19 protein-coding genes are annotated in these 18,068 nt (G+C 72.3%); 14 read left to right on the forward strand and 5 right to left on the reverse strand.

The window, feature by feature from the left end; translation table 11 throughout:
- Window positions 1–4: 4 nt before the first annotated feature.
- Window positions 5–784 (reverse strand): BTAD domain-containing putative transcriptional regulator, encoded by a 780-nt coding sequence (locus AB0J72_RS48510; RefSeq protein ID WP_363412709.1) that lies wholly within the window; start codon window positions 782–784, stop codon window positions 5–7.
- Window positions 785–922: 138 nt separating this feature from the next.
- Complete coding sequence (locus tag AB0J72_RS48515; RefSeq protein ID WP_363412711.1) at window positions 923–3,346, reverse strand: FAD-dependent oxidoreductase; 2,424 nt, start codon at window positions 3,344–3,346, stop codon at window positions 923–925.
- 190 nt (window positions 3,347–3,536) lie between these two features.
- Here AB0J72_RS48515 and AB0J72_RS48520 point away from each other — a divergent pair, with 190 nt between their 5' ends.
- The 9 genes from AB0J72_RS48520 to AB0J72_RS48560 all read left to right on the forward strand — a co-directional run bounded on the left by AB0J72_RS48520 (window position 3,537) and on the right by AB0J72_RS48560 (window position 12,633).
- A complete protein-coding gene (locus tag AB0J72_RS48520; protein ID WP_363412713.1) occupies window positions 3,537–4,469 on the forward strand; it encodes a choline/ethanolamine kinase family protein in 933 nt (310 codons plus the stop codon).
- A gap of 17 nt (window positions 4,470–4,486) precedes the next feature.
- On the forward strand, window positions 4,487–6,028 hold the full coding sequence (locus tag AB0J72_RS48525; protein ID WP_363412715.1) for an amino acid permease: 1,542 nt from the start codon (window positions 4,487–4,489) through the stop codon (window positions 6,026–6,028).
- A gap of 62 nt (window positions 6,029–6,090) precedes the next feature.
- Window positions 6,091–6,834, forward strand: coding sequence for an FCD domain-containing protein (locus AB0J72_RS48530; RefSeq protein WP_344507879.1), 744 nt, complete (start codon window positions 6,091–6,093; stop codon window positions 6,832–6,834).
- Between the two features lie 37 nt (window positions 6,835–6,871).
- Entirely contained in the window at window positions 6,872–8,197 is a 1,326-nt protein-coding gene (locus AB0J72_RS48535) for a glutamine synthetase family protein (RefSeq protein WP_363412717.1), read from the forward strand.
- Window positions 8,198–8,203: 6 nt separating this feature from the next.
- On the forward strand, window positions 8,204–9,553 hold the full coding sequence (locus tag AB0J72_RS48540) for an aldehyde dehydrogenase family protein (RefSeq protein ID WP_363412719.1): 1,350 nt from the start codon (window positions 8,204–8,206) through the stop codon (window positions 9,551–9,553).
- Window positions 9,554–10,321, forward strand: coding sequence for a 3-oxoacyl-ACP reductase (locus AB0J72_RS48545; RefSeq protein WP_363412721.1), 768 nt, complete (start codon window positions 9,554–9,556; stop codon window positions 10,319–10,321).
- A complete protein-coding gene (locus AB0J72_RS48550; protein WP_360559659.1) occupies window positions 10,318–11,004 on the forward strand; it encodes a gamma-glutamyl-gamma-aminobutyrate hydrolase family protein in 687 nt (228 codons plus the stop codon). Before AB0J72_RS48545 ends, AB0J72_RS48550 begins: the two co-directional genes overlap by 4 nt.
- Before the next feature lie 10 nt (window positions 11,005–11,014).
- Window positions 11,015–11,908 (forward strand): LLM class flavin-dependent oxidoreductase, encoded by an 894-nt coding sequence (locus AB0J72_RS48555; RefSeq protein ID WP_363412723.1) that lies wholly within the window; start codon window positions 11,015–11,017, stop codon window positions 11,906–11,908.
- 5 nt (window positions 11,909–11,913) lie between these two features.
- A complete protein-coding gene (locus tag AB0J72_RS48560; protein WP_363412725.1) occupies window positions 11,914–12,633 on the forward strand; it encodes a gamma-glutamyl-gamma-aminobutyrate hydrolase family protein in 720 nt (239 codons plus the stop codon).
- A 10-nt stretch (window positions 12,634–12,643) separates the two neighbouring features.
- On the opposite strand, the gene AB0J72_RS48565 is transcribed toward AB0J72_RS48560, so the two are convergent.
- Window positions 12,644–12,862 carry a hypothetical protein gene (locus tag AB0J72_RS48565; RefSeq protein WP_363412727.1) on the reverse strand — a complete coding sequence of 73 codons (219 nt, stop codon included), beginning with the start codon at window positions 12,860–12,862 and terminating at the stop codon, window positions 12,644–12,646.
- A 53-nt stretch (window positions 12,863–12,915) separates the two neighbouring features.
- Here AB0J72_RS48565 and map point away from each other — a divergent pair, with 53 nt between their 5' ends.
- Window positions 12,916–13,773, forward strand: coding sequence for a type I methionyl aminopeptidase (gene map, locus AB0J72_RS48570; protein WP_363412729.1), 858 nt, complete (start codon window positions 12,916–12,918; stop codon window positions 13,771–13,773).
- Complete coding sequence (locus AB0J72_RS48575; protein WP_363412731.1) at window positions 13,770–14,492, forward strand: VIT1/CCC1 transporter family protein; 723 nt, start codon at window positions 13,770–13,772, stop codon at window positions 14,490–14,492. Before map ends, AB0J72_RS48575 begins: the two co-directional genes overlap by 4 nt.
- A gap of 270 nt (window positions 14,493–14,762) precedes the next feature.
- On the opposite strand, the gene AB0J72_RS48580 is transcribed toward AB0J72_RS48575, so the two are convergent.
- Window positions 14,763–15,194 (reverse strand): ferritin-like domain-containing protein, encoded by a 432-nt coding sequence (locus AB0J72_RS48580; RefSeq protein WP_363412733.1) that lies wholly within the window; start codon window positions 15,192–15,194, stop codon window positions 14,763–14,765.
- A complete protein-coding gene (locus AB0J72_RS48585) occupies window positions 15,191–15,655 on the reverse strand; it encodes a hypothetical protein (RefSeq protein WP_363412735.1) in 465 nt (154 codons plus the stop codon). The genes AB0J72_RS48580 and AB0J72_RS48585 overlap by 4 nt, the downstream gene beginning before the upstream one ends.
- Window positions 15,656–15,955: 300 nt before the next feature.
- On the opposite strand from AB0J72_RS48585, the gene rimP reads away from it, so the two are divergent.
- Genes rimP through AB0J72_RS48600 form a run of 3 tightly spaced genes read left to right on the forward strand, consistent with a single transcriptional unit; the run spans window position 15,956 to window position 17,915 of the window.
- Window positions 15,956–16,558, forward strand: coding sequence for a ribosome maturation factor RimP (gene rimP / locus AB0J72_RS48590; RefSeq protein ID WP_363412737.1), 603 nt, complete (start codon window positions 15,956–15,958; stop codon window positions 16,556–16,558).
- Window positions 16,555–17,613: a transcription termination factor NusA gene (nusA, locus tag AB0J72_RS48595; RefSeq protein ID WP_363412739.1), complete on the forward strand. Its 1,059-nt coding sequence runs from the start codon at window positions 16,555–16,557 to the stop codon at window positions 17,611–17,613. The genes rimP and nusA overlap by 4 nt, the downstream gene beginning before the upstream one ends.
- Window positions 17,614–17,618: 5 nt before the next feature.
- Window positions 17,619–17,915 carry a YlxR family protein gene (locus tag AB0J72_RS48600; RefSeq protein ID WP_363412741.1) on the forward strand — a complete coding sequence of 99 codons (297 nt, stop codon included), beginning with the start codon at window positions 17,619–17,621 and terminating at the stop codon, window positions 17,913–17,915.
- The last annotated feature ends 153 nt before the right edge of the window (window positions 17,916–18,068 follow it).

Raw genomic sequence — 18,068 nt, forward strand, 5'->3', positions numbered from 1 at the left:
GGGCTCAGCGAAGCAGCCGCCGGACGCGGTCCGCGTCGGGTGACTCCAGCGTCGCGTAGATGCCCAGCGCGTCCGTCAGGTGCCGGCGGGCCGCCCCCGGATCGGCGCCCAGCTCCTCGGCGAGGTGCCGGCGGTGCCGCTCGAACTGCGCCAGCGCCTCCGTGGAGCGGCCGGCATCGCTGAGCGCGCGGATGAGCGCACCGGCGATCGGGTCGGCGAGCGGGTACCGCTCGGCGAGCCGGCTCAGCGGTGCGATCAGCTGATGGCTCATGCCGCTCGCCGACATGGCGTCCGCCCACTGCGTCACCACGTCGACGTGCTCCTGTGCGAGCGTCTCCCGCACCCGCGCGGCCCAGTCCCCGGGGACGCCGGTGAGCGGCTCGCCGCGCCACAGGTCGACCGCCGCTTGGAGGGTGGCGGCCCGGTTCTGCCCGGTGGCGGAGAGCAGCCGCCGGGACCGGAACACGTCGATCTGCTCGGCCTCCAGGCGCAGCACGTAGCCGCCGGCGGTCCGGGCGATCGGGTCCCCGGCGCCGCTGAGCGCCTGGCGGGCCGCCCACACGTAGGTGTGCAGCGTCCGGCGGGCGCCGGCCGGCGGCGCCTGGCCCCACAGGCGGTCGACCAGCGTGTCGACGGTGACCACCCGGCCGGCGTCCAGCGCGAGCGCGGCCAGCAGGCACCGCTGCATCGGCGTGCTGGCATCCCGTGGCTCCCCGGCGACGGTCACCTCGACCGGACCGAGCAGGCCGATCTGTGCGACTGCCCCGAGTGCCGGATGTTCCATCGAGGTGCATCGTAGCGACGGTTGAGGTCGCGTTGACATTGCCTTGACAGCGGGCGGTCAGGGTTTACGCAGACGGGCCGGCAGTATCGTGGCGACACGATCGGGGGGTGCGATACCGCCGGCCGCCCGGCTCCGCCGCTAGGCGCGCACCCGGAGCATCTTCGGGTCGTAGAGGGGCTCGGCGCGCACGACGGCGGGGGACCAGCGGTCGAAGACGGAGATCTCGACGGGGGTGCCGACCGGCGTCGTCGCCGGCAGGTACGCGTAGGCGATCGACGCCCCGACCCGGTAGCCGAACCCGCCGGACGTGACCCGCCCGCACGGCACGCCGTCGACGCGGACCGGCTCGCCGCCGAGGCAGACGGTGGCGGGGTCGTCCAGCACGAGGCAGCGCAGCACCCGGTCCGGAGCGTCGGGAAGGGCGTCCCGGCCGATGAAGTCCTTGGACCGCGCGACGAACGGGCCGAGGCCGGCGGAGATCGGGTCGGTGTCGGTGGTGAGGTCGGCGCCCCAGACGCGGTACCCCTTCTCCAGGCGCATCGAGTCGATCGCCCGGTAGCCGCCCGGTCGCAGCCCGAGCGGGGCGCCGGTCTCCAGCAGCAGGTCCCACAGCGTCAGCGTGTACTCGGCCGGTGCGTACAGCTCCCAGCCGAGCTCGCCGACGAAGGTGACCCGCTGGGCGAGGACCGGCACCGGGCCGACCGTCAGCCGTGCGGCCCGCATGAACGGGAAGTCCGCGTTGGCCAGCGACGCGTCGGTGAGCGGCTGGAGGATGTCGCGGGCCGCCGGCCCCCACAGGCACAGGCAGCCGTGCGCCGACGTGACGTCGTCCACCAGCACGTCCGGCCCCGCGAACCGGCGGATCCAGGCCGCGTCCCGCACCCCGCTGGCCGTACTGGTGACGATCCGGAAGTGCGCCTCGCCGAGTCGCGCGACGGTCAGGTCCGCCTCGACCCCTCCGCGGGCGTTGAGCATCGAGGTGTACGTGAGCCCGCCCGCCGGACGGTCGACGTCGTTGGCGCACAGCCGTTGCAGCAGCCGCAGCGCGCCCGGGCCGCGCACGTCGAGCTTCGCGAACGACGACTGGTCGAACAGCCCGGCGGCGGTGGCGGTCGCGGCGGCCTCGGCGGCGATCGCCGGCGACCAGTGCCGCCCGGCCCACCCGCGCGGCGCGGTGACGCCGGGCACGGCGAGCGCCGCGTTGACGCCGAACCAGTTCGCCCGCTCCCACCCGGCCTTCTCGCCGAGCGCGGCGTCGAGCGGGGCCAGGCGCGGCCACACGGGGGAGCGCCGCAGCGGGCGGCCGGCGGTCCACTCCTGCCCGGGGTACACCACGTCGTAGTAGCGGGAGTAGCCGTCGAGCGCCTTCGCCGCCGCCCAGCTGCGGCTCGCCGCGTGGGCGCCGAAGCGGCGGACGTCCATCGTGGACACGTCCCACTCCGGGGCGCCGCCGACGATCCACTCGGAGATCACCTTGCCGACGCCGCCGGCCGCGGCGAGCCCGTGCACGCAGAATCCGGCGGCGACCCAGAAGCCGGCCACCGAGGTCTCGCCGAGCAGGAACTCCCCGTCCGGGGTGAACGCCTCCGGCCCGTGCACGACCCGGTCCATGCCGACCGTGCGCAGCGCCGGGACGCGGTGCCGCGCGTTGCCCCACGACTCGGCGAACGTGTCCAGGTCGGGCTCGAACAGGGTCCGCGCCGCCGACAGCGGGTCGGGGTCGTCCCACAGCGCCGGGTGCCGCACATAGCCGCCGACGAGCAGGCCGCCGACCGGCGCGGGGGCGCCGCGGAAGTACACGATCCGGTCGGGGTCCCGGACCGTCGGGATGTCCACTGTGGAGTCGGCGCCGTCCAGCGCGCCGGTGACGACGTACTGGTGCTTGATCGGCACGATCGGGATGTCGACGCCGGCGAGCCGCCCGACGCGCCCCGCGGCGGCGCCGGCGGCGTTGACGACGACCTCGGTGGCGATCCGGCCGGCGCTGGTCGTGACCGCGGCGACCCGGCCGGAGACCGTCTCGACGCCGGTGACGCGGACCCCCGTGACGATCCGGACGCCGAGCGCGGTCGCGCCCGCGGCGAGCGCGGCGGCCAGCTGCGCGGGCTCCAGCCAGCCGTCGCCGGGCAGCCAGCCGGCGGCGAGGACGTCGCCGACGTCGAGCAGCGGCAGCCGCTCCTTCGCCTGCGCGGCGGTCAGCAGGTCGAGCTCCAGGCCGTACGTGGTCGCCGAGCTGACCTGCCGGCGCAGCTCCTCGACGCGTGCGGGGGTGGTCGCCAGGCGCAGCCCGCCGACGCCCCGCCAGCCGGGGTCCAGCCCGGTGAGGGTGCGCAGCTCCGCGTACAGGCCGGACGAATACATGATCATCCGGGTCTGGCTGATCGTGGAGCGCAGCTGCCCCACGAAGCCGGCCGAGTGCCAGGTCGTGCCGTCGGTGAGCTCGTGCTGTTCGAGCAGCACGACGTCGGTCCAGCCGAGTCGCGCCAGGTGATACGCCACGCTGCAACCGGCGACGCCGCCGCCGACGACCACCGCGCGGGCGGCTGCTGGAAGGTCCGACATTGCATGATTGTGATCCCGCGTGCCGGGCTTGTAAAAGGTCTGAAGCGATACCGGTAAACGCGAAGATCCCTCTTGACGACCGGCCGTGGCAGGCGTTAACTGTGCCCCACTATGACGTCGGTCACTACAGTCCCCGGGGTGTAAAAGGTCTGTAACCGGCGTGGACCGCGCGGCGAAGGGGCCGGGTGCCATGACTGCGGTGCCGTCCATCGCGGACCTGCTGGAGCGGGTCCCGTCGTGGGTGGGCCGCGCGGTCGAATGGCAGCGGCTGCAGGGCGGGCTGTCCCATCACATCTACCGGGTCGACGTCGACGGGGTGTCCTACGTGCTGCGGGTGCTGGAGCCCGCGGTGTCCGCCGCCGGCCTCGGCGTCCCGCCGGAGCAGGAGATCGCCAACACCGTGCTCGCGGCGCGGACCGTCGGCGCGCAGGTCTACGAGGTCCTGCCGGACGTCCCGGCGGTCGTCATCGAGTACCTCCCGGGCCGGACCCTCGGCGCCGCCGAGGTGCGCCGTCCCGAGATCATCCCGTCCATCGCGACCGCCTGCCGCCGGCTGCACGCCGGCCCGGCGTTCGGCAACGACTTCGACATCTTCGCCAAGCGGACCGAGTTGCTCGGCGTCTGCGCGCGGCACGACCTGCCGCTGCCGGACGGCTACCTGGACCGCTCGTCCACAGTGGACGCGCTGGAGAGTGCGCTGGCGGCGCGGCCGCTGCCGCGCGTGCCGTGCCACAACGACCTGCTCGCCGAGAACTTCATCGCCACCGGCGACGGTGTGCGGATCATCGACTACCAGCTGTCCGGCAACAACGACCCCGCATTCGAGCTCGGCGACATCGCCGCGGAGGCCGACTACGACCCGGATCTGGTCGGCCTGCTGGCGGGGGAGTACTTCGCCGACGCCGACGAGGCCCTCCGCGCGAGGGTCCGTCTGTATCAAGTCGCGTCCAACGTCACCTGGACGCTGTGGTTCACCGTCCACCATGGACTGTTCAAGTCCGCCGCGTTCGACTACGCGGCGGAGGCGGCCGAGAAGTGGGGTCAGGCCAAGGATGCCTTGGACGACGACCCCGGCCTCGGCAGGCTCCTGGCGGCGGCCAACGGAAGGAACCCCCACCCCTAAAATCCGAGGAGGTGCCCATGGCATCACCGACCGTCGACGCAGACGAACAGCGGCTCGCCGAGCTGGGCTACAAGCAGGAGCTGCGCCGCAAGTGGAGCGGCTTCTCCAACTTCGCCATCTCGTTCTCCATCATCTCGATCCTCGCGGGCTGCTTCACCACGTTCGGCCAGGCGTGGATGAACGGCGGCCCGGTCGCCATCTCCTGGGGCTGGCCGCTCATCTCGGTCTTCATCCTGATCATCGGCTTCTGCATGTCGGAGCTGGTGTCGGCGTACCCGACGGCCGGCGGCATCTACTGGTGGGCCGCCAAGATGGGCAAGCCGATCCACGGCTGGTTCACCGGCTGGCTCAACCTGATCGGCCTGATCGCCGTGACGGCGTCGGTCGACTACGGCTGCGCGACGTTCCTGAGCCTGGTGCTCGACGCGTACACCTCGTGGGACAGCGGCAACCTGTACCTGACGTTCCTGCTGTTCGTGGTGATCCTCGTGCTGCACGCGGCGATCAACATCTTCGGCCACAACATCATCGACGTGCTGCAGAACGTCTCGGTGTGGTGGCACGTGTTCGGTGCCGCCGCGGTCGTGCTGATCCTGGTGTTCGTGCCGGAGAAGCACCAGAGCCTGCAGTTCGTCTTCACCGAGCGCTTCAACAACTCCGGCTACTCCGACGGGCTGTACTGGTTCCTGGTGCTGCCGTTCGGCTTCCTGCTCACCCAGTACACGATCACCGGCTTCGACGCGTGCGCGCACGTGTCGGAGGAGACGAAGGGCGCGTCCACGGCCGCCGCGAAGGGCCTGTGGCAGTCCATCTTCTACTCGGCGATCGGCGGCTGGATCCTGCTGCTGTCGTTCCTGTTCGCGGCGACCGACGTCGACGCGATCACCGAGGCGGCCGGCTTCTCCGGCGCGATCTTCGAGACGTCGCTGAGCTCCGGCTTCTTCAAGGCGGTCATCCTCATCTCCACCATCGGGCAGTTCTTCTGCGGCATGAGCTGCGTGACGAGCATGTCCCGGATGACCTACGCGTTCAGTCGTGACCGGGCCGTGCCGGGCTGGCAGCTGTGGTCCAAGGTGGACCGCAACGGCACCCCGGTGAACGCGATCCTGGGTGCTTCCGCGGCCGGGCTCGTGCTCACCCTGCCCGCGCTGTACAAGAGCCCGACGGGCGCGCCCACCGCCTTCTACGCGGTGGTCTCGGTCGCGGTCATCGGCCTGTACCTGGCCTTCCTGATCCCGATCTACCTGCGCCTGCGGATGGGCGACAGGTTCGTGCCCGGCCCGTGGACGCTCGGCTCGAAGTACAAGGTGCTGGGCTGGATCGCGGTCATCGAGATCGCCGTCATCTCGGTCTACTTCGTGCTGCCGCTGTCGCCGGCCGCGATCCCCGGGAACAAGGACTTCTCCTGGCTCAACGTCAACTACGCGCCGCTGGCGATCCTGCTGGTCATCGGCGGCGCCGCGCTGTGGTGGACGCTGTCGGCGAAGCACTGGTTCAAGGGCCCGATCCGCACGATCGACGAGGCGATCGCGGAGGACACCGCGGCGTCCGTCGACTAGGGAATGATGTGGTCCGGGCGGCGCGCGAACGCCGTCCGGACCCATCGAGGCGAGGAGGGCGGATGCCGGTGGCCACTGAGCCCCTGTCGGGTGTGCCGATGTGGCGGCCGGTCCGGGGCGGCAACGCCTTCGAGATCACCGTGGCACGCCTGGCCCAGGCGATCCGGCTGGGTCTCGTGCCGGTCGGCGAACGTCTCCCGCCGGAGCGCGAGCTGGCGGAGCGCCTCCAGGTGAGCCGGGTGACGCTGCGCGAGGCGATCGCCGCTCTGCGGGAGGCCGGCTTCCTCGAGTCGCGGCGCGGGCGCTCCGGCGGCACGTTCGTGGTGCGCTCCACCGGCGACTCGCACCCCGACGCCGCCGAGCAGGACGCCGCCGCCCTCGCCCGCGAGATGGGCGACGCGCTGCACGACGCGCTGGACTTCCGGCGGGTCCTGGAGCCGGGCGCGGCCGCGCTCGCCGCGACGAGGTCGCTGTCCGCCGCGGACCGGGCGCACCTGGTCGCCTGCCTGGCCGCGGCCCGCACCCGCGACCCGCGGACCCGGCGGGTCAACGACTCCCGGCTGCACCTCGCGATCGCCTCGGCGAGCGGCTCCACGTCGGTGGCCGCCTCCATCGCCGACGTGCAGCTGCGCCTGGACCGGCTGCTCGCCGCGATCCCGGTGCTGCGCCGCAACCTCGACCACTCCGACGCCCAGCACGAGCGGGTCGTCGAGGCGATCCTCGGCGGCGATCCGGTCGTCGCCCGCACCGAGATGGAAGAGCACTGCGACGCGACCGCCGCCCTGTTGCGCGGTCTGCTCGGTTGAGTTTATGGTTTGTTTCTAGACCTTTAGGGGATGGGCGATGCTGACGATCGAGCAGCTGCGCGTTGCGGTGAGCGAGGGTGAGATCGACACGGTCGTCGTGGCGGTCACCGACATGCAGGGCCGGTTGCAGGGCAAGCGGTTCTACGCCCAGCACTTCCTCGACGAGGTCGTCGCCCACGGCACCGAGGGCTGCAACTACCTGCTCGCGGTCGACGTCGACATGAACACCGTCGACGGCTACGCGATGTCGTCCTGGTCCTCCGGCTACGGCGACTTCGCGATGATCCCCGACTTCGCCACCCTGCGCCGCATCCCGTGGCAGCCCGGCACCGCCCTGGTCCTCGCCGACCTGCGCTGGCTCGACGGTGAGTCGCCGGTCGCCGCCTCGCCCCGGCAGATCCTGCACGCGCAGCTCGCCGGGCTCGCCGACGCCGGCCTCACCGCCTACACCGGCACGGAGCTGGAGTTCATCGCCTACCGGGACACCTACGAGGAGGCGTACGCCAAGGGGTACCGCGACCTCACCCCGGCCAACGTCTTCAACGCCGACTACTCGCTGCTGCAGACCGCCCGGATCGAGCCGCTGCTGCGCCGCATCCGCAACGACATGGCGGGCGCCGGCCTGGTCCCGGAGAGCGCCAAGGGCGAGTGCAACCTCGGCCAGCACGAGATCGCGTTCCGCTACGACGAGGCGCTGCGCAACGCCGACGGGCACGTGCTCTACAAGAACGGCGCCAAGGAGATCGCGGCCCAGGAGGGCGTGTCGATCACCTTCATGGCCAAGCCCAACGCGCGCGAGGGCAACTCCTGCCACATCCACTTCTCCCTGAGAAGAGGCGGGCAGCGGGTCGACGAGCCGACCTTCCACCACGCCATGGCCGGCCTGCTCGCCACCATGCGCGAGTTCACCCTCATGTACGCGCCGAACATCAACTCCTACAAGCGCTACCAGGCGGGCTCGTTCGCGCCGACCGCGGTGCGCTGGGGCAACGACAACCGCACCTGCGCGCTGCGCGTCGTCGGCCACGGCCCGTCGCTGCGGGTCGAGAACCGGGTGCCCGGCGCCGACGTCAACCCCTACCTGGCGATCGCCGCGATGGCCGCCGGCGCGCTGCACGGCATCCGCAACGAGCTGCCCCTCGAAGACATCTACACCGGCAACGCGTACCAGGACGACACCGCGCCCCGGGTGCCCGCGACGCTGCGCGAGGCGCTCACCCTGTGGGAGGGCAGCGACCTGGCCCGCGCGGCATTCGGTGAGGACGTCGTCGCCCATTACGCCAACAACGCCCGGGTCGAGCTGGCAGCGTTTGACGCGGCGGTCACCGACTGGGAACTCCAGCGCGGCTTCGAAAGGCTCTGAACACGCATGCATGACGTCATTTCGCCGGTGACCGAGGAAGTGGTCGCCACGGTGCCATCCCTGGGCGTCGAGGAGACCGACGCCGCGATCGAGAAGGCCCACCAGGCGTTCCAGGCCTGGCGGGCCGTGGCGCCGGGCGACCGGGCCCGGCTGCTGCGCCGCTTCGCCGCGCTCGTCGACGAGCACAACGAGGAGCTCGCGCAGCTGGAGGTCCGCAACTCCGGGCACACCATCGGCAACGCCCGCTGGGAGGCCGGCAACGTCCGGGACGTGCTCAACTACTACGCCGGGGCGCCCGAGCGGCTGAGCGGGCGGCAGATCCCGGTCGCCGGCGGCATGGACGTCACGTTCTACGAGCCCCTGGGCGTCGTCGGGGTCATCGTGCCGTGGAACTTCCCGATGCCGATCGCGGGCTGGGGCTTCGCCCCCGCGCTCGCCGCCGGCAACACCGTCGTGCTCAAGCCCGCCGAGCTCACCCCGCTGACCGCCCTTCGCCTGGGCGAGCTGGCCCTGGCGGCCGGCCTGCCCGAGGGCGTGTTCACGGTGCTGCCGGGCAAGGGCTCGGTCGTCGGGGAGCGGTTCGTCACCCACCCGCTCGTGCGCAAGGTCTGCTTCACCGGCTCCACCGAGGTCGGCAAGCGCATCATGGCCGGCTGCGCGCAGCAGGTGAAGCGGGTGACTCTGGAGCTGGGCGGCAAGAGCGCCAACATCGTCTTCGCCGACGCGGACCTCGCGAAGGCGGCCGCCGGCGCGCCGGGCGCGGTCTTCGACAACGCGGGCCAGGACTGCTGCGCCCGGTCCCGCCTGCTCGTCCAGGCCAGCGTGTACGACGAGTTCATGGGCCTGCTGGAGCAGTCGGTGACGGCGTTCCGGTGCGAGGACCCCGCCCTGGAGACCGCGCAGATGGGGCCGCTGATCTCCGCGGGGCAGCTGGCATCGGTGCGGTCCTATGTGGACGGCGCCCTGATCACGGGCACCGCGCCCGGCGGACCCGGCTACTGGATGGCGCCGACCGTGCTCGCCGCGGAGTCGACGCAGGACCGGCACTGGCGCGAGGAGATCTTCGGCCCCGTCCTGTCGGTGCTGCGCTTCGACGACGAGGCCGACGCGATCCGCCTCGCCAACGACACCGAGTACGGCCTGTCCGGCTCCATCTGGACCGGCGACCTGGGCCGCGGGATCCGTGTCGCCCGCGGCGTCGAGGCCGGCAACCTCAGCGTCAACTCCAACTCCTCGGTGCGGTACTGGACGCCGTTCGGCGGCGTGAAGCAGTCCGGCCTCGGCCGTGAGCTCGGCCCGGACGCGGTCGCCGCGTTCAGCGAAGTCAAGAACGTCTTCTTCAGCACGGAGGTCTAAGTGCAGGCTCGTCTCCAGGACCGGGTCGCGGTCATCACCGGCGCCGGCAGCGGCATCGGGCTCGCCACGGCGCGGCGGTTCGCGTCCGAGGGCGCCAAGGTCGTCGTCGTGGACCTCAACCCGGACGCCGGCAAGGCCGCCGCCGAGGAGGTGGGCGGCGAGTTCGTCGCCGCCGACGTCTCCGACGAGGAGCAGGTCAAGGCGCTCTTCGACGGCGTCGCCGAGCGGCACGGGCGGCTCGACATCGCGTTCAACAACGCCGGCATCTCCCCGCCGGACGACGACTCGATCCTCGACACCGGCCTCGAGGCGTGGGAGCGGGTGCTGAAGGTCAACACCACCAGCGTCTACTTCTGCTGCAAGTACGCCATCCCGCACATGCGCGCCCAGGGCAAGGGCTCGATCATCAACACCGCGAGCTTCGTCGCGCTGCTCGGCGCCGCCACCTCGCAGATCGCCTACACCGCGAGCAAGGGCGCGGTGCTGTCGATGACCCGCGAGCTCGGCGTGCAGTTCGCCCGCGAGGGCATCCGGGTGAACGCGCTGTGCCCCGGGCCGATCGCCACCCCGCTGCTCATGGAGCTCTTCGCCAAGGACCCCGAGCGGGCCGCGCGGCGCCTCGTGCACGTGCCGATGGGCCGCTTCGGCGCCCCGGAGGAGATCGCCGGCGCGGTCGCGTTCCTCGCCAGCGACGACGCGTCGTTCATCACCGCCTCCACGTTCCTCGTCGACGGCGGCATCACCGGCGCGTACGTGACGCCGCTGTGACCGCACTGGTCGGCATCACCGCGTACGTCGAGCCGGCCCGCTGGGGGGTGTGGGACACGCGGGCGGTGCTCGTCCCCGAGGGGTACGTGCGGATGGTGCGGGCGGCCGGCGCCCGGCCGGTCATCCTGCCCCCGTCCGCGGACGACGCCGCCGACCTGGTCCGCCGCCTCGACGGTCTCGTCCTGGCCGGCGGCGCCGACATCGAGCCGGCGCACTACGGCGCGCCGGCCCACCCGGCGACGAAGACCCGCCCGGACCGCGACAGCGGCGAGCTGGCCGTGCTCGCCGCGGCGCTGGACGCCGACCTGCCGGTGCTGGGGGTCTGCCGCGGCATGGAGCTGCTCGCCGTCGCCTGCGGCGGCACGCTCACCCAGCACCTGCCCGACGTCCTGGGCAACGAGCGGCACCAGCCGAGCCCCGGCGTCTACGGGGCGCACCCGGCCCGCTTCGCGCCCGGCTCCCGGGCCGAGGCGATCTTCGGCGGGACGGCGGAGGTCAACTCGTACCACCACCAGGCCGTCGACGACCCGGGCGAGCTCACCGTCACCGGATGGGCCGACGACGACGTGATCGAGGCCGTGGAGCACCCGGAGCGCCGCTTCGTCCTCGGTGTCCAGTGGCACCCCGAGGAGGCCCTGGACGTCCGCCCGTTTGCCGCCCTCGTGCGGGCGATTCCTGGGTAGGTTGGGAGCCATGCGCATCGGGTGCGGACTGCCGGTGTCCGGGTCGTGGGCCACGCCGGAGATCCTCGCGGAGATCGCCACCGAGGCGGAGCGGCTCGGCTACGACTCGCTGTGGACCTTCCAGCGGCTGCTGTCGGCGGACGGTCCCATGTACCGCAGCGTCCTCGACCCGATCGTCGCGCTGGCCTTCGCCGCCGCCCGGACCAGCCGGATCCGTCTCGGCGTGGCCGTGATCAACCTGCCGTTCGTGTCGCCGGTCGTGCTCGCCAAGCAGGTCGCCACCCTCGACGTGCTCAGCGGCGGCCGGGTCGACCTCGGGCTCGGCGCCGGCTGGTCGTCCGACGAGTTCACCGCGACCGGCGCCTCGATGGCGCGGCGGGCGGCCCGGACCCGCGAATACGTCGCGGTGCTGCGGGCGCTGTGGTCGGGTGCCGCCGCGTTCGACGGCGAGTTCTACACCGTGCCGGACGGCCGCATGGAGCCCCGTCCGGTGCAGCGCCCCGGGGTGCCGATCCTCCTCGGCGGCGCCGTCGAGGCCGCGATCCGCCGGGCGGGCGAGATCGGCGACGGCTGGGTCAGCCGCTCCGCCACCGACCTGTCCGACATCGCGTCGGATGTCGCTCTTGTACTGGAGGGCGCCAGGTCCTCCGGCCGCGCTTCGCCGAGGATCGTCTGCCGCGGTGTGGTCAAGCTCACCGAGACCGAGCTGGACTCCGCCGGCCGGCCGCCGCTGTCAGGCACCTACGAGCAGGTCCGCGAGGGTGCCGCGTGGCTCGGCACGCAGGGCGTCACCGAGGTCTTCTACGACCTGAACTGGGACCCGCTCATCACCCTCGCCCCGGAGGCCGCCCGGGACAGGGCGCTCGAGATCCTCCACAACCTCGCCCCGGTGGGATTAAGTTGATGGGCATGTCGCGACCGGTGATCGGACTGACCACCTACGCCGAGGAGACCCGCTTCGGGCTCAACGACACCTTCTCGGCCGTGCTTCCGCTGTCCTACGTGCACGCGGTGCACTCCTCCGGCGGCCGGGCGGTCCTCGTGACCCCCGACGACCCCGACATCGACGTCCTGGACGGCCTCGACGGGATCATGTTCACCGGCGGCTCCGACGTGAACCCGGACCTCTACGGCGAGCCGCCCCACGCCACCACGAAGGTCAAGCCCGAGCGCGACACCGCCGAGCTGCTGCTCATGCGCGCCGCGCTCGCCATCGACCTGCCGCTGCTGGGCATCTGCCGCGGCATGCAGCTGATGTGCGTCGCGTATGGCGGCCGCCTCCACCAGCACCTGCCCGACGTCCTGGGCCACAACGACCACCGCCCCGTCAGCGGCCCCAAGTTCGGCGAGCACCCCGTCGTCCTGACCGGTGGCACCCTCGCCGCCAAGATCCTGGGCGAATCGGTGCTGGTCAACTCGTTCCACCACCAGGGCTGCGCCGACCCCGGCACGCTGACCCCGACCGGCTGGTGCCCCGACGACAACCTCATCGAGGTCGTCGAGGACCCGTCGAAGCCCTTCGCCGTCGGCGTCCAGTGGCACCCCGAGGACACCACCGACTTCCGCATCTTCGCCGCGTTCATCGAAGCCGCCCGCGCCCACCGCGCCTCGGCGTACGCGCGGCCGTGAGCCGCCGCGGCTACCCGCCGGTGGCGGCGGCCTCGTCCCCGGTGGCGGCGGCCTCGTCCGAGGTGCGGTGGTCGATGCGCAGGTCGGGGGCGGTCTCGCGGTAGTGCTCGCGGTCCTCGGAGTCGGCGAGCAGGGCCTCGGCCTGGGCCTTCGGGTCGTCGCTGCCGGCGGCGAGCTCTTCGGGCAGGAGGTCCTCGGCGCGCTGGGAGACGCGGTCGTCGTCGATCATGCTCGGGGGGTTACCCAGACCATGTCGTGTTGATGCGCGTTAGGCTTTTCGGCATGACCGTCCGCGCACCGCTCGCCCCCGGCACGCAAACACCCTGGCGTCAGGTCCCGGCCTCGATCGCGCGCCCCGAGTATGTGGGGAAGCGCGGGCCGAGCAAGCAGCGCGGGTCGGACGTGCAGACCCCGGAGATCATCGAGCGGATGCGGGTGGCGAGCCGGCTCGCCGCGCAGGCGACGGTGCTGGCGGGGGAGCACGCCAAGCCGGGGGTGACGACCGACGAGATCGACCGGGTGGTGCACGAGTTCCTGTGCGACCACGGGGCGTATCCGTCGACGCTGGGCTACAAGGGGTTCCCGAAGTCGTGCTGCACCTCGCTCAACGAGGTGATCTGCCACGGCATCCCCGACTCGACGGTGATCGAGGACGGCGACATCCTCAACGTGGACGTGACGGCGTTCATCGGCGGCGTGCACGGCGACACCAACCAGACGTTCTGCGTCGGTGACGCCACCGAGGAGGCCCGGCTGCTGGTCGAGCGGACCCGCGAGGCGATGATGCGGGGCATCCGGGCCGTCGCGCCCGGGCGGCCGATCAACGCGATCGGGCGGGTCATCGAGGCGTATGCGAAGCGCTTCGGCTACGGCGTGGTGCGCGACTTCACCGGCCACGGCATCAACGAGGTGTTCCACACGGGCCTCTACGTGCCGCACTACGACAACCCGCGGCTCACCACGGTGATGGAGCCCGGGATGACGTTCACGATCGAGCCGATGATCACGCTCGGCACGCACGACTACAACATCTGGAAGGACGGCTGGACGGTCGTCACCAAGGACCGCAGGTGGACCGCCCAGTTCGAGCACACCATCGTGGTGACGGACGACGGCTACGAGATCCTTACCCTCCCGTGACGGGCCCTGCTGGGCACCCCGCGGGGCATCCGGCGGCGCTGGACGCGCATCACCATGCCGACGTCTCGGGCGGGTGGTTGCGGGCCGCGGTGTTCGGGGCGATGGACGGGCTGGTCACCAACATCGCGCTGATCGCCGGGGTCGGCGGTGGCGGGATCGCGCCGCGGACGATCGTGCTGACCGGCGCGGCGGGCCTGGTCGCCGGGGCGATCTCGATGGGACTGGGGGAGTTCACCAGCGTCCGCGCGCAGAACGAGCAGGTCGCCGCGGAGGTCGCGAAGGAGCGGCGGGAGCTGACCCGCTTCCCCAAGGAGGAGGCCGAGGAGCTCGCCAGGATCTGGGAGCGCCGGGGGCTGCCGCCGGACCTGGCGCTGGAGGTCGCCTCGACGCTGGGGCGGGACATCGACGAAGCGGTCCGGGTCCACGCGCAGGAGGAGCTCGGGGTCGACCCGGACGATGCACCCAGCCCGTGGGTGGCCGCCGGGTCGTCGTTCGTGTGCTTCTCGATCGGCGCGCTGGTGCCGCTGCTGCCGTATCTGCTCGGCGCCACCAGCCTGTGGCCGGCGCTGGCCGCGGGCGGTGGCGGGCTGTTCGTCGCCGGGGCGTTGATCTCCCGGTACACCCGCCGGCGCTGGTGGGCCTCGGGTGTCCGGCAGCTGCTGCTCGGTGCGGCGGCGGCCGGTGCGACGTATCTGGTCGGGAAGGTCATCGGAGTGTGAGACCTGATCGTCCGGGAAGGCGCAGGTGGTGCTCTTCCCGGACGGCAGGGCTCACGAGACGGTGTGATTAACGACGCGGCTGCATCGTCGGACCGGCCCAAGCGGTGCGGCGCATGTCGGTCTCCTCTCGTTCGGACGCTCGTGGCGTGATGCAACGATCGTCGCGGAGCGGACACGCCCATGGGGTCCTGCGCCCTTGCGATGGCACGCTTTCGGGAGTACCGGAGGTTTCAGATCTCGCGAGGCCGGATCGCCCTGTTTGTCGGGTTTCTAGACCTTGCCGGGGAACGCGCTGGTCAGTGGCGTCGTGCCGGCCGCCTGGCGCAGGGCGGCGCCCCGCATGGCGCAGTCGACGAGCGCGTCGACGGCGAGCTTGCGCACCTCGCCGGACGTCGGCGGCAGCGCCAGCCGCCACTGTGCGGCCGTGCGGTCCTCCACCATGGCGAGGAGCTTCAACGCCGACGCGCGGTCGGTGACCGGGAACGGCAGCGCGTACGCGGGCGCCGCGGGCGGTGCCGTGACCCCGGCGCCGGACAGCCGGACCACGAGGTCGTCGCGGCGGGCGCGGTGGGCCGCCTCGGCGTTGCGGGCCAGGCCCACCGCCCCGCTGTCGAGCTTGGCGCCGGCGGTGCCGTAGGCGTAGATGGCGGCGTGCTCGGCCTGCAGCGCCGCCACGAGCCGCTCGTCGGCGGGCGTCGTCATGTCAGGATCTCCACGTGTGCGGCGCGGCAGGCGGCGATGGAGCCGAGCAGGGCCGCCCGGTATGACGGAGCGGCCAGGCAGGCGCCGGTCGCGTCGTCCTGGCCGGTCTTCTCCAGCCCGACGAGCTCCTTGATCGCGGCCGCCTGGTCCTGCACGACCGGCCCGGCGGACGTGCTCGCCGCCGGCATCGGGCCGTGCTCGTCGATGCCGATCTCGCGGGCGAGCGCGACGACGTGCGCGGCGTGGTCGTCCTTGAGCGGGCCGAGCCGGTCCTGCAGGGCGGGGAAGGCGGTGAGCACCTCGGCGTAGCGGTCCCGCAGCGCCACCGTGCGGGTGAGCAGCGGCAACAGCACGTCGGGCGCCGGGTGCCAGTTCGCCGCGGACCGCTTCGGGACGTCGCAGGCGGCGAGGGTCGCCACCACCCCGGCTGCGGCGGCGAGGACGGCTCTGCGGGAGGACACGCGCACAGTGAACACCATTCAGCGCGATTTAGGGGAACAAGACCCGCGGTCGTGGCCTCCGGCGCGGTCCGGGTGGGGACACGGGTGGGGGCCCGGGTGGAGACACCGTGGGGACTCGGTAGGGACACGGTGGGGACCCGGGTGGGGACACGGTGGGAGCGCCGCCGGAACGCCGGAGGTCACGTCGCGTTACGCTCTGCGGGGAGCCGCCCGTGGGTATCGACGCGGGCGGCGTGAGGCCGTGCCAGCTGCCGGATGGGCGTGACGCGCCCATGGCGGTGCAGAGAGAGGGTGTCGATCATGGCTCAGCAGCGGGATCGCCGCAGCGGCGGTTCGCGGGATGCTGGGGCCCGTGACGCCGGCGCGCACCGCGAGCGTCTGCGGAAGGTCGTCGAGCCGGTCATCGTGGCGGCGGGCTTCGACCTGGAGGAGCTCGAGGTCAGTCGGGTCGGGCGGCGGCACCTGCTGAGGGTCGCGGTCGACAGCGACCGGGGCGTCGACCTGGACGCCGTCGCCGAGGTGTCGCGGGCGGTGTCGGCCGCGCTGGACGAGGCCGAGGCGGGCGGCGACGAGCTGATCGCCGGGGAGTACGAGCTGGAGGTCGGCTCCCGCGGGGTCGACCGGCCGCTGACCGAGCCGCGGCACTGGCGGCGCAACCGGACCCGCCTGGTGCAGGTCGACGCGGCCGGCGTGCCGGTCACCGGCCGGGTGACGGCGGTGAGCGACACCGGGGTGACCCTGGACGTGGAGGGCGCCGCGCGGACGGTCGCCTTCGAGGACCTCGGACCCGGCCGGGTCCAGGTCGAGATGAAGCGCCTGGCCGAGCTGCCAGAGGACGAAGAAGACGACTTCGCGGACGACGAAGACGATGACGACGACGAGGAAGGGGAGGACGAGGCGTGAACATCGACCTGGCGGCGCTCCGCGCGCTGGAGCGTGAGCGGGAGATCCCGTTCGAGACCATCCTCGCGGCGATCGAGACCGCGCTGCTGACCGCGTACCGGCACACCGAGGGGGCCAACCCGCACGCCCGCGTCGAGATCGACCGCAGGAGCGGCGCGGCGTCGGTGCTGGCGCAGGACCTCGACGAGGACGGCACGATCGTCCGCGAGTACGAGGACACCCCGCACGACTTCGGCCGGATCGCGGCGATGACCGCCAAGCAGGTCATCCTGCAGCGGCTGCGCGAGGCGACCGACGAGGCGCACTTCGGCGAGTACGTCGGCCGCGACGGCGACCTGGTCACCGGCGTGATCCAGGCGCACGACGCGCGCGCCGAGAAGGGCATCGTCTCCATCGACCTCGGCAAGATCGAGGGGCTGCTGCCCGCCGCGGAGCAGGTGCCGGGTGAGCGGTACGAGCACGGCCAGCGCATCAAGTGCATCGTGGTCCACGTGGTGAAGGGCTTCCGCGGGCCGCAGGTGACGCTGTCGCGGTCCCACCCCAACCTGGTGAAGCGGCTTTTCGCCCTGGAGGTCCCGGAGATCGCCGACGGGACCGTCGAGATCGCCGCGATCGCACGTGAGGCAGGTCACCGCACGAAGATCGCGGTGCGCACGACGGTCGCCGGGGTCAACGCCAAGGGTGCCTGCATCGGCCCGATGGGTCAGCGGGTCCGGGCCGTCATGAGCGAGCTGCACGGCGAGAAGATCGATATCATCGACTGGTCGGACGACCCGGCCCAGTTCGTCGGCAACGCGCTGTCGCCGGCCAAGGCGCTCAACGTGGAGGTCGTCGACCCGGGCAACCGGGCCGCCCGGGTGACCGTCCCGGACTTCCAGCTTTCCCTGGCCATCGGCCGTGAGGGCCAGAACGCGCGGCTCGCCGCGAGGCTCACCGGCTGGCGCATCGACATCCGCCCGGACAATGCCACGGACGGTGCCTCCGACAACGGCTCGGCCGGCAACGTCGATCACGTCACGGGACCGGGCGCGGCACAAGCCGAAAGCGCAGGGTAGACTTCTTGACGGTTCGTCGCACGCCCCCGGTCCGCACCTGTGTTGGTTGCCGGTTGCGTGCGTCATCCTCCGAGTTACTGCGGTTTGTCGCGATCGAGTCCGGCCCTGACCAGTTCAAGGCCGTCCCCGATCCGGCCCGCAGACGGCCGGGTCGGGGAGCGCACCTGCATCCTGATCCGGCTTGCCTGGCGCTAGCGGAGCGTCGGCGCGCCTTCGGGCGGGCCTTGCGTATCGCCGGAGTCCTGGACACCGGCCCGCTGGCCGAAGCCGTCGCCCTGGCGGCAGCGGAGCAATCGCAGTGATCGGAACCGCCGATGGTGGGCGCGAGATGCCCCACCCGGACACGCAAGGTAGGACGACGGACATGAGCACACGATGAAGTCCCTGAGATGACCAGGCTTCAAGTGCACGAGTGAGGTCGGCGCGGACCCATGCCGCCCGGCCTCGAGGTGAGG

The sequence above is a fragment of the Dactylosporangium sp. NPDC049742 genome, assembly GCF_040674675.1.
In the GTDB taxonomy this organism is placed as follows: Bacteria; Actinomycetota; Actinomycetes; order Mycobacteriales; family Micromonosporaceae; genus Dactylosporangium; species Dactylosporangium maewongense.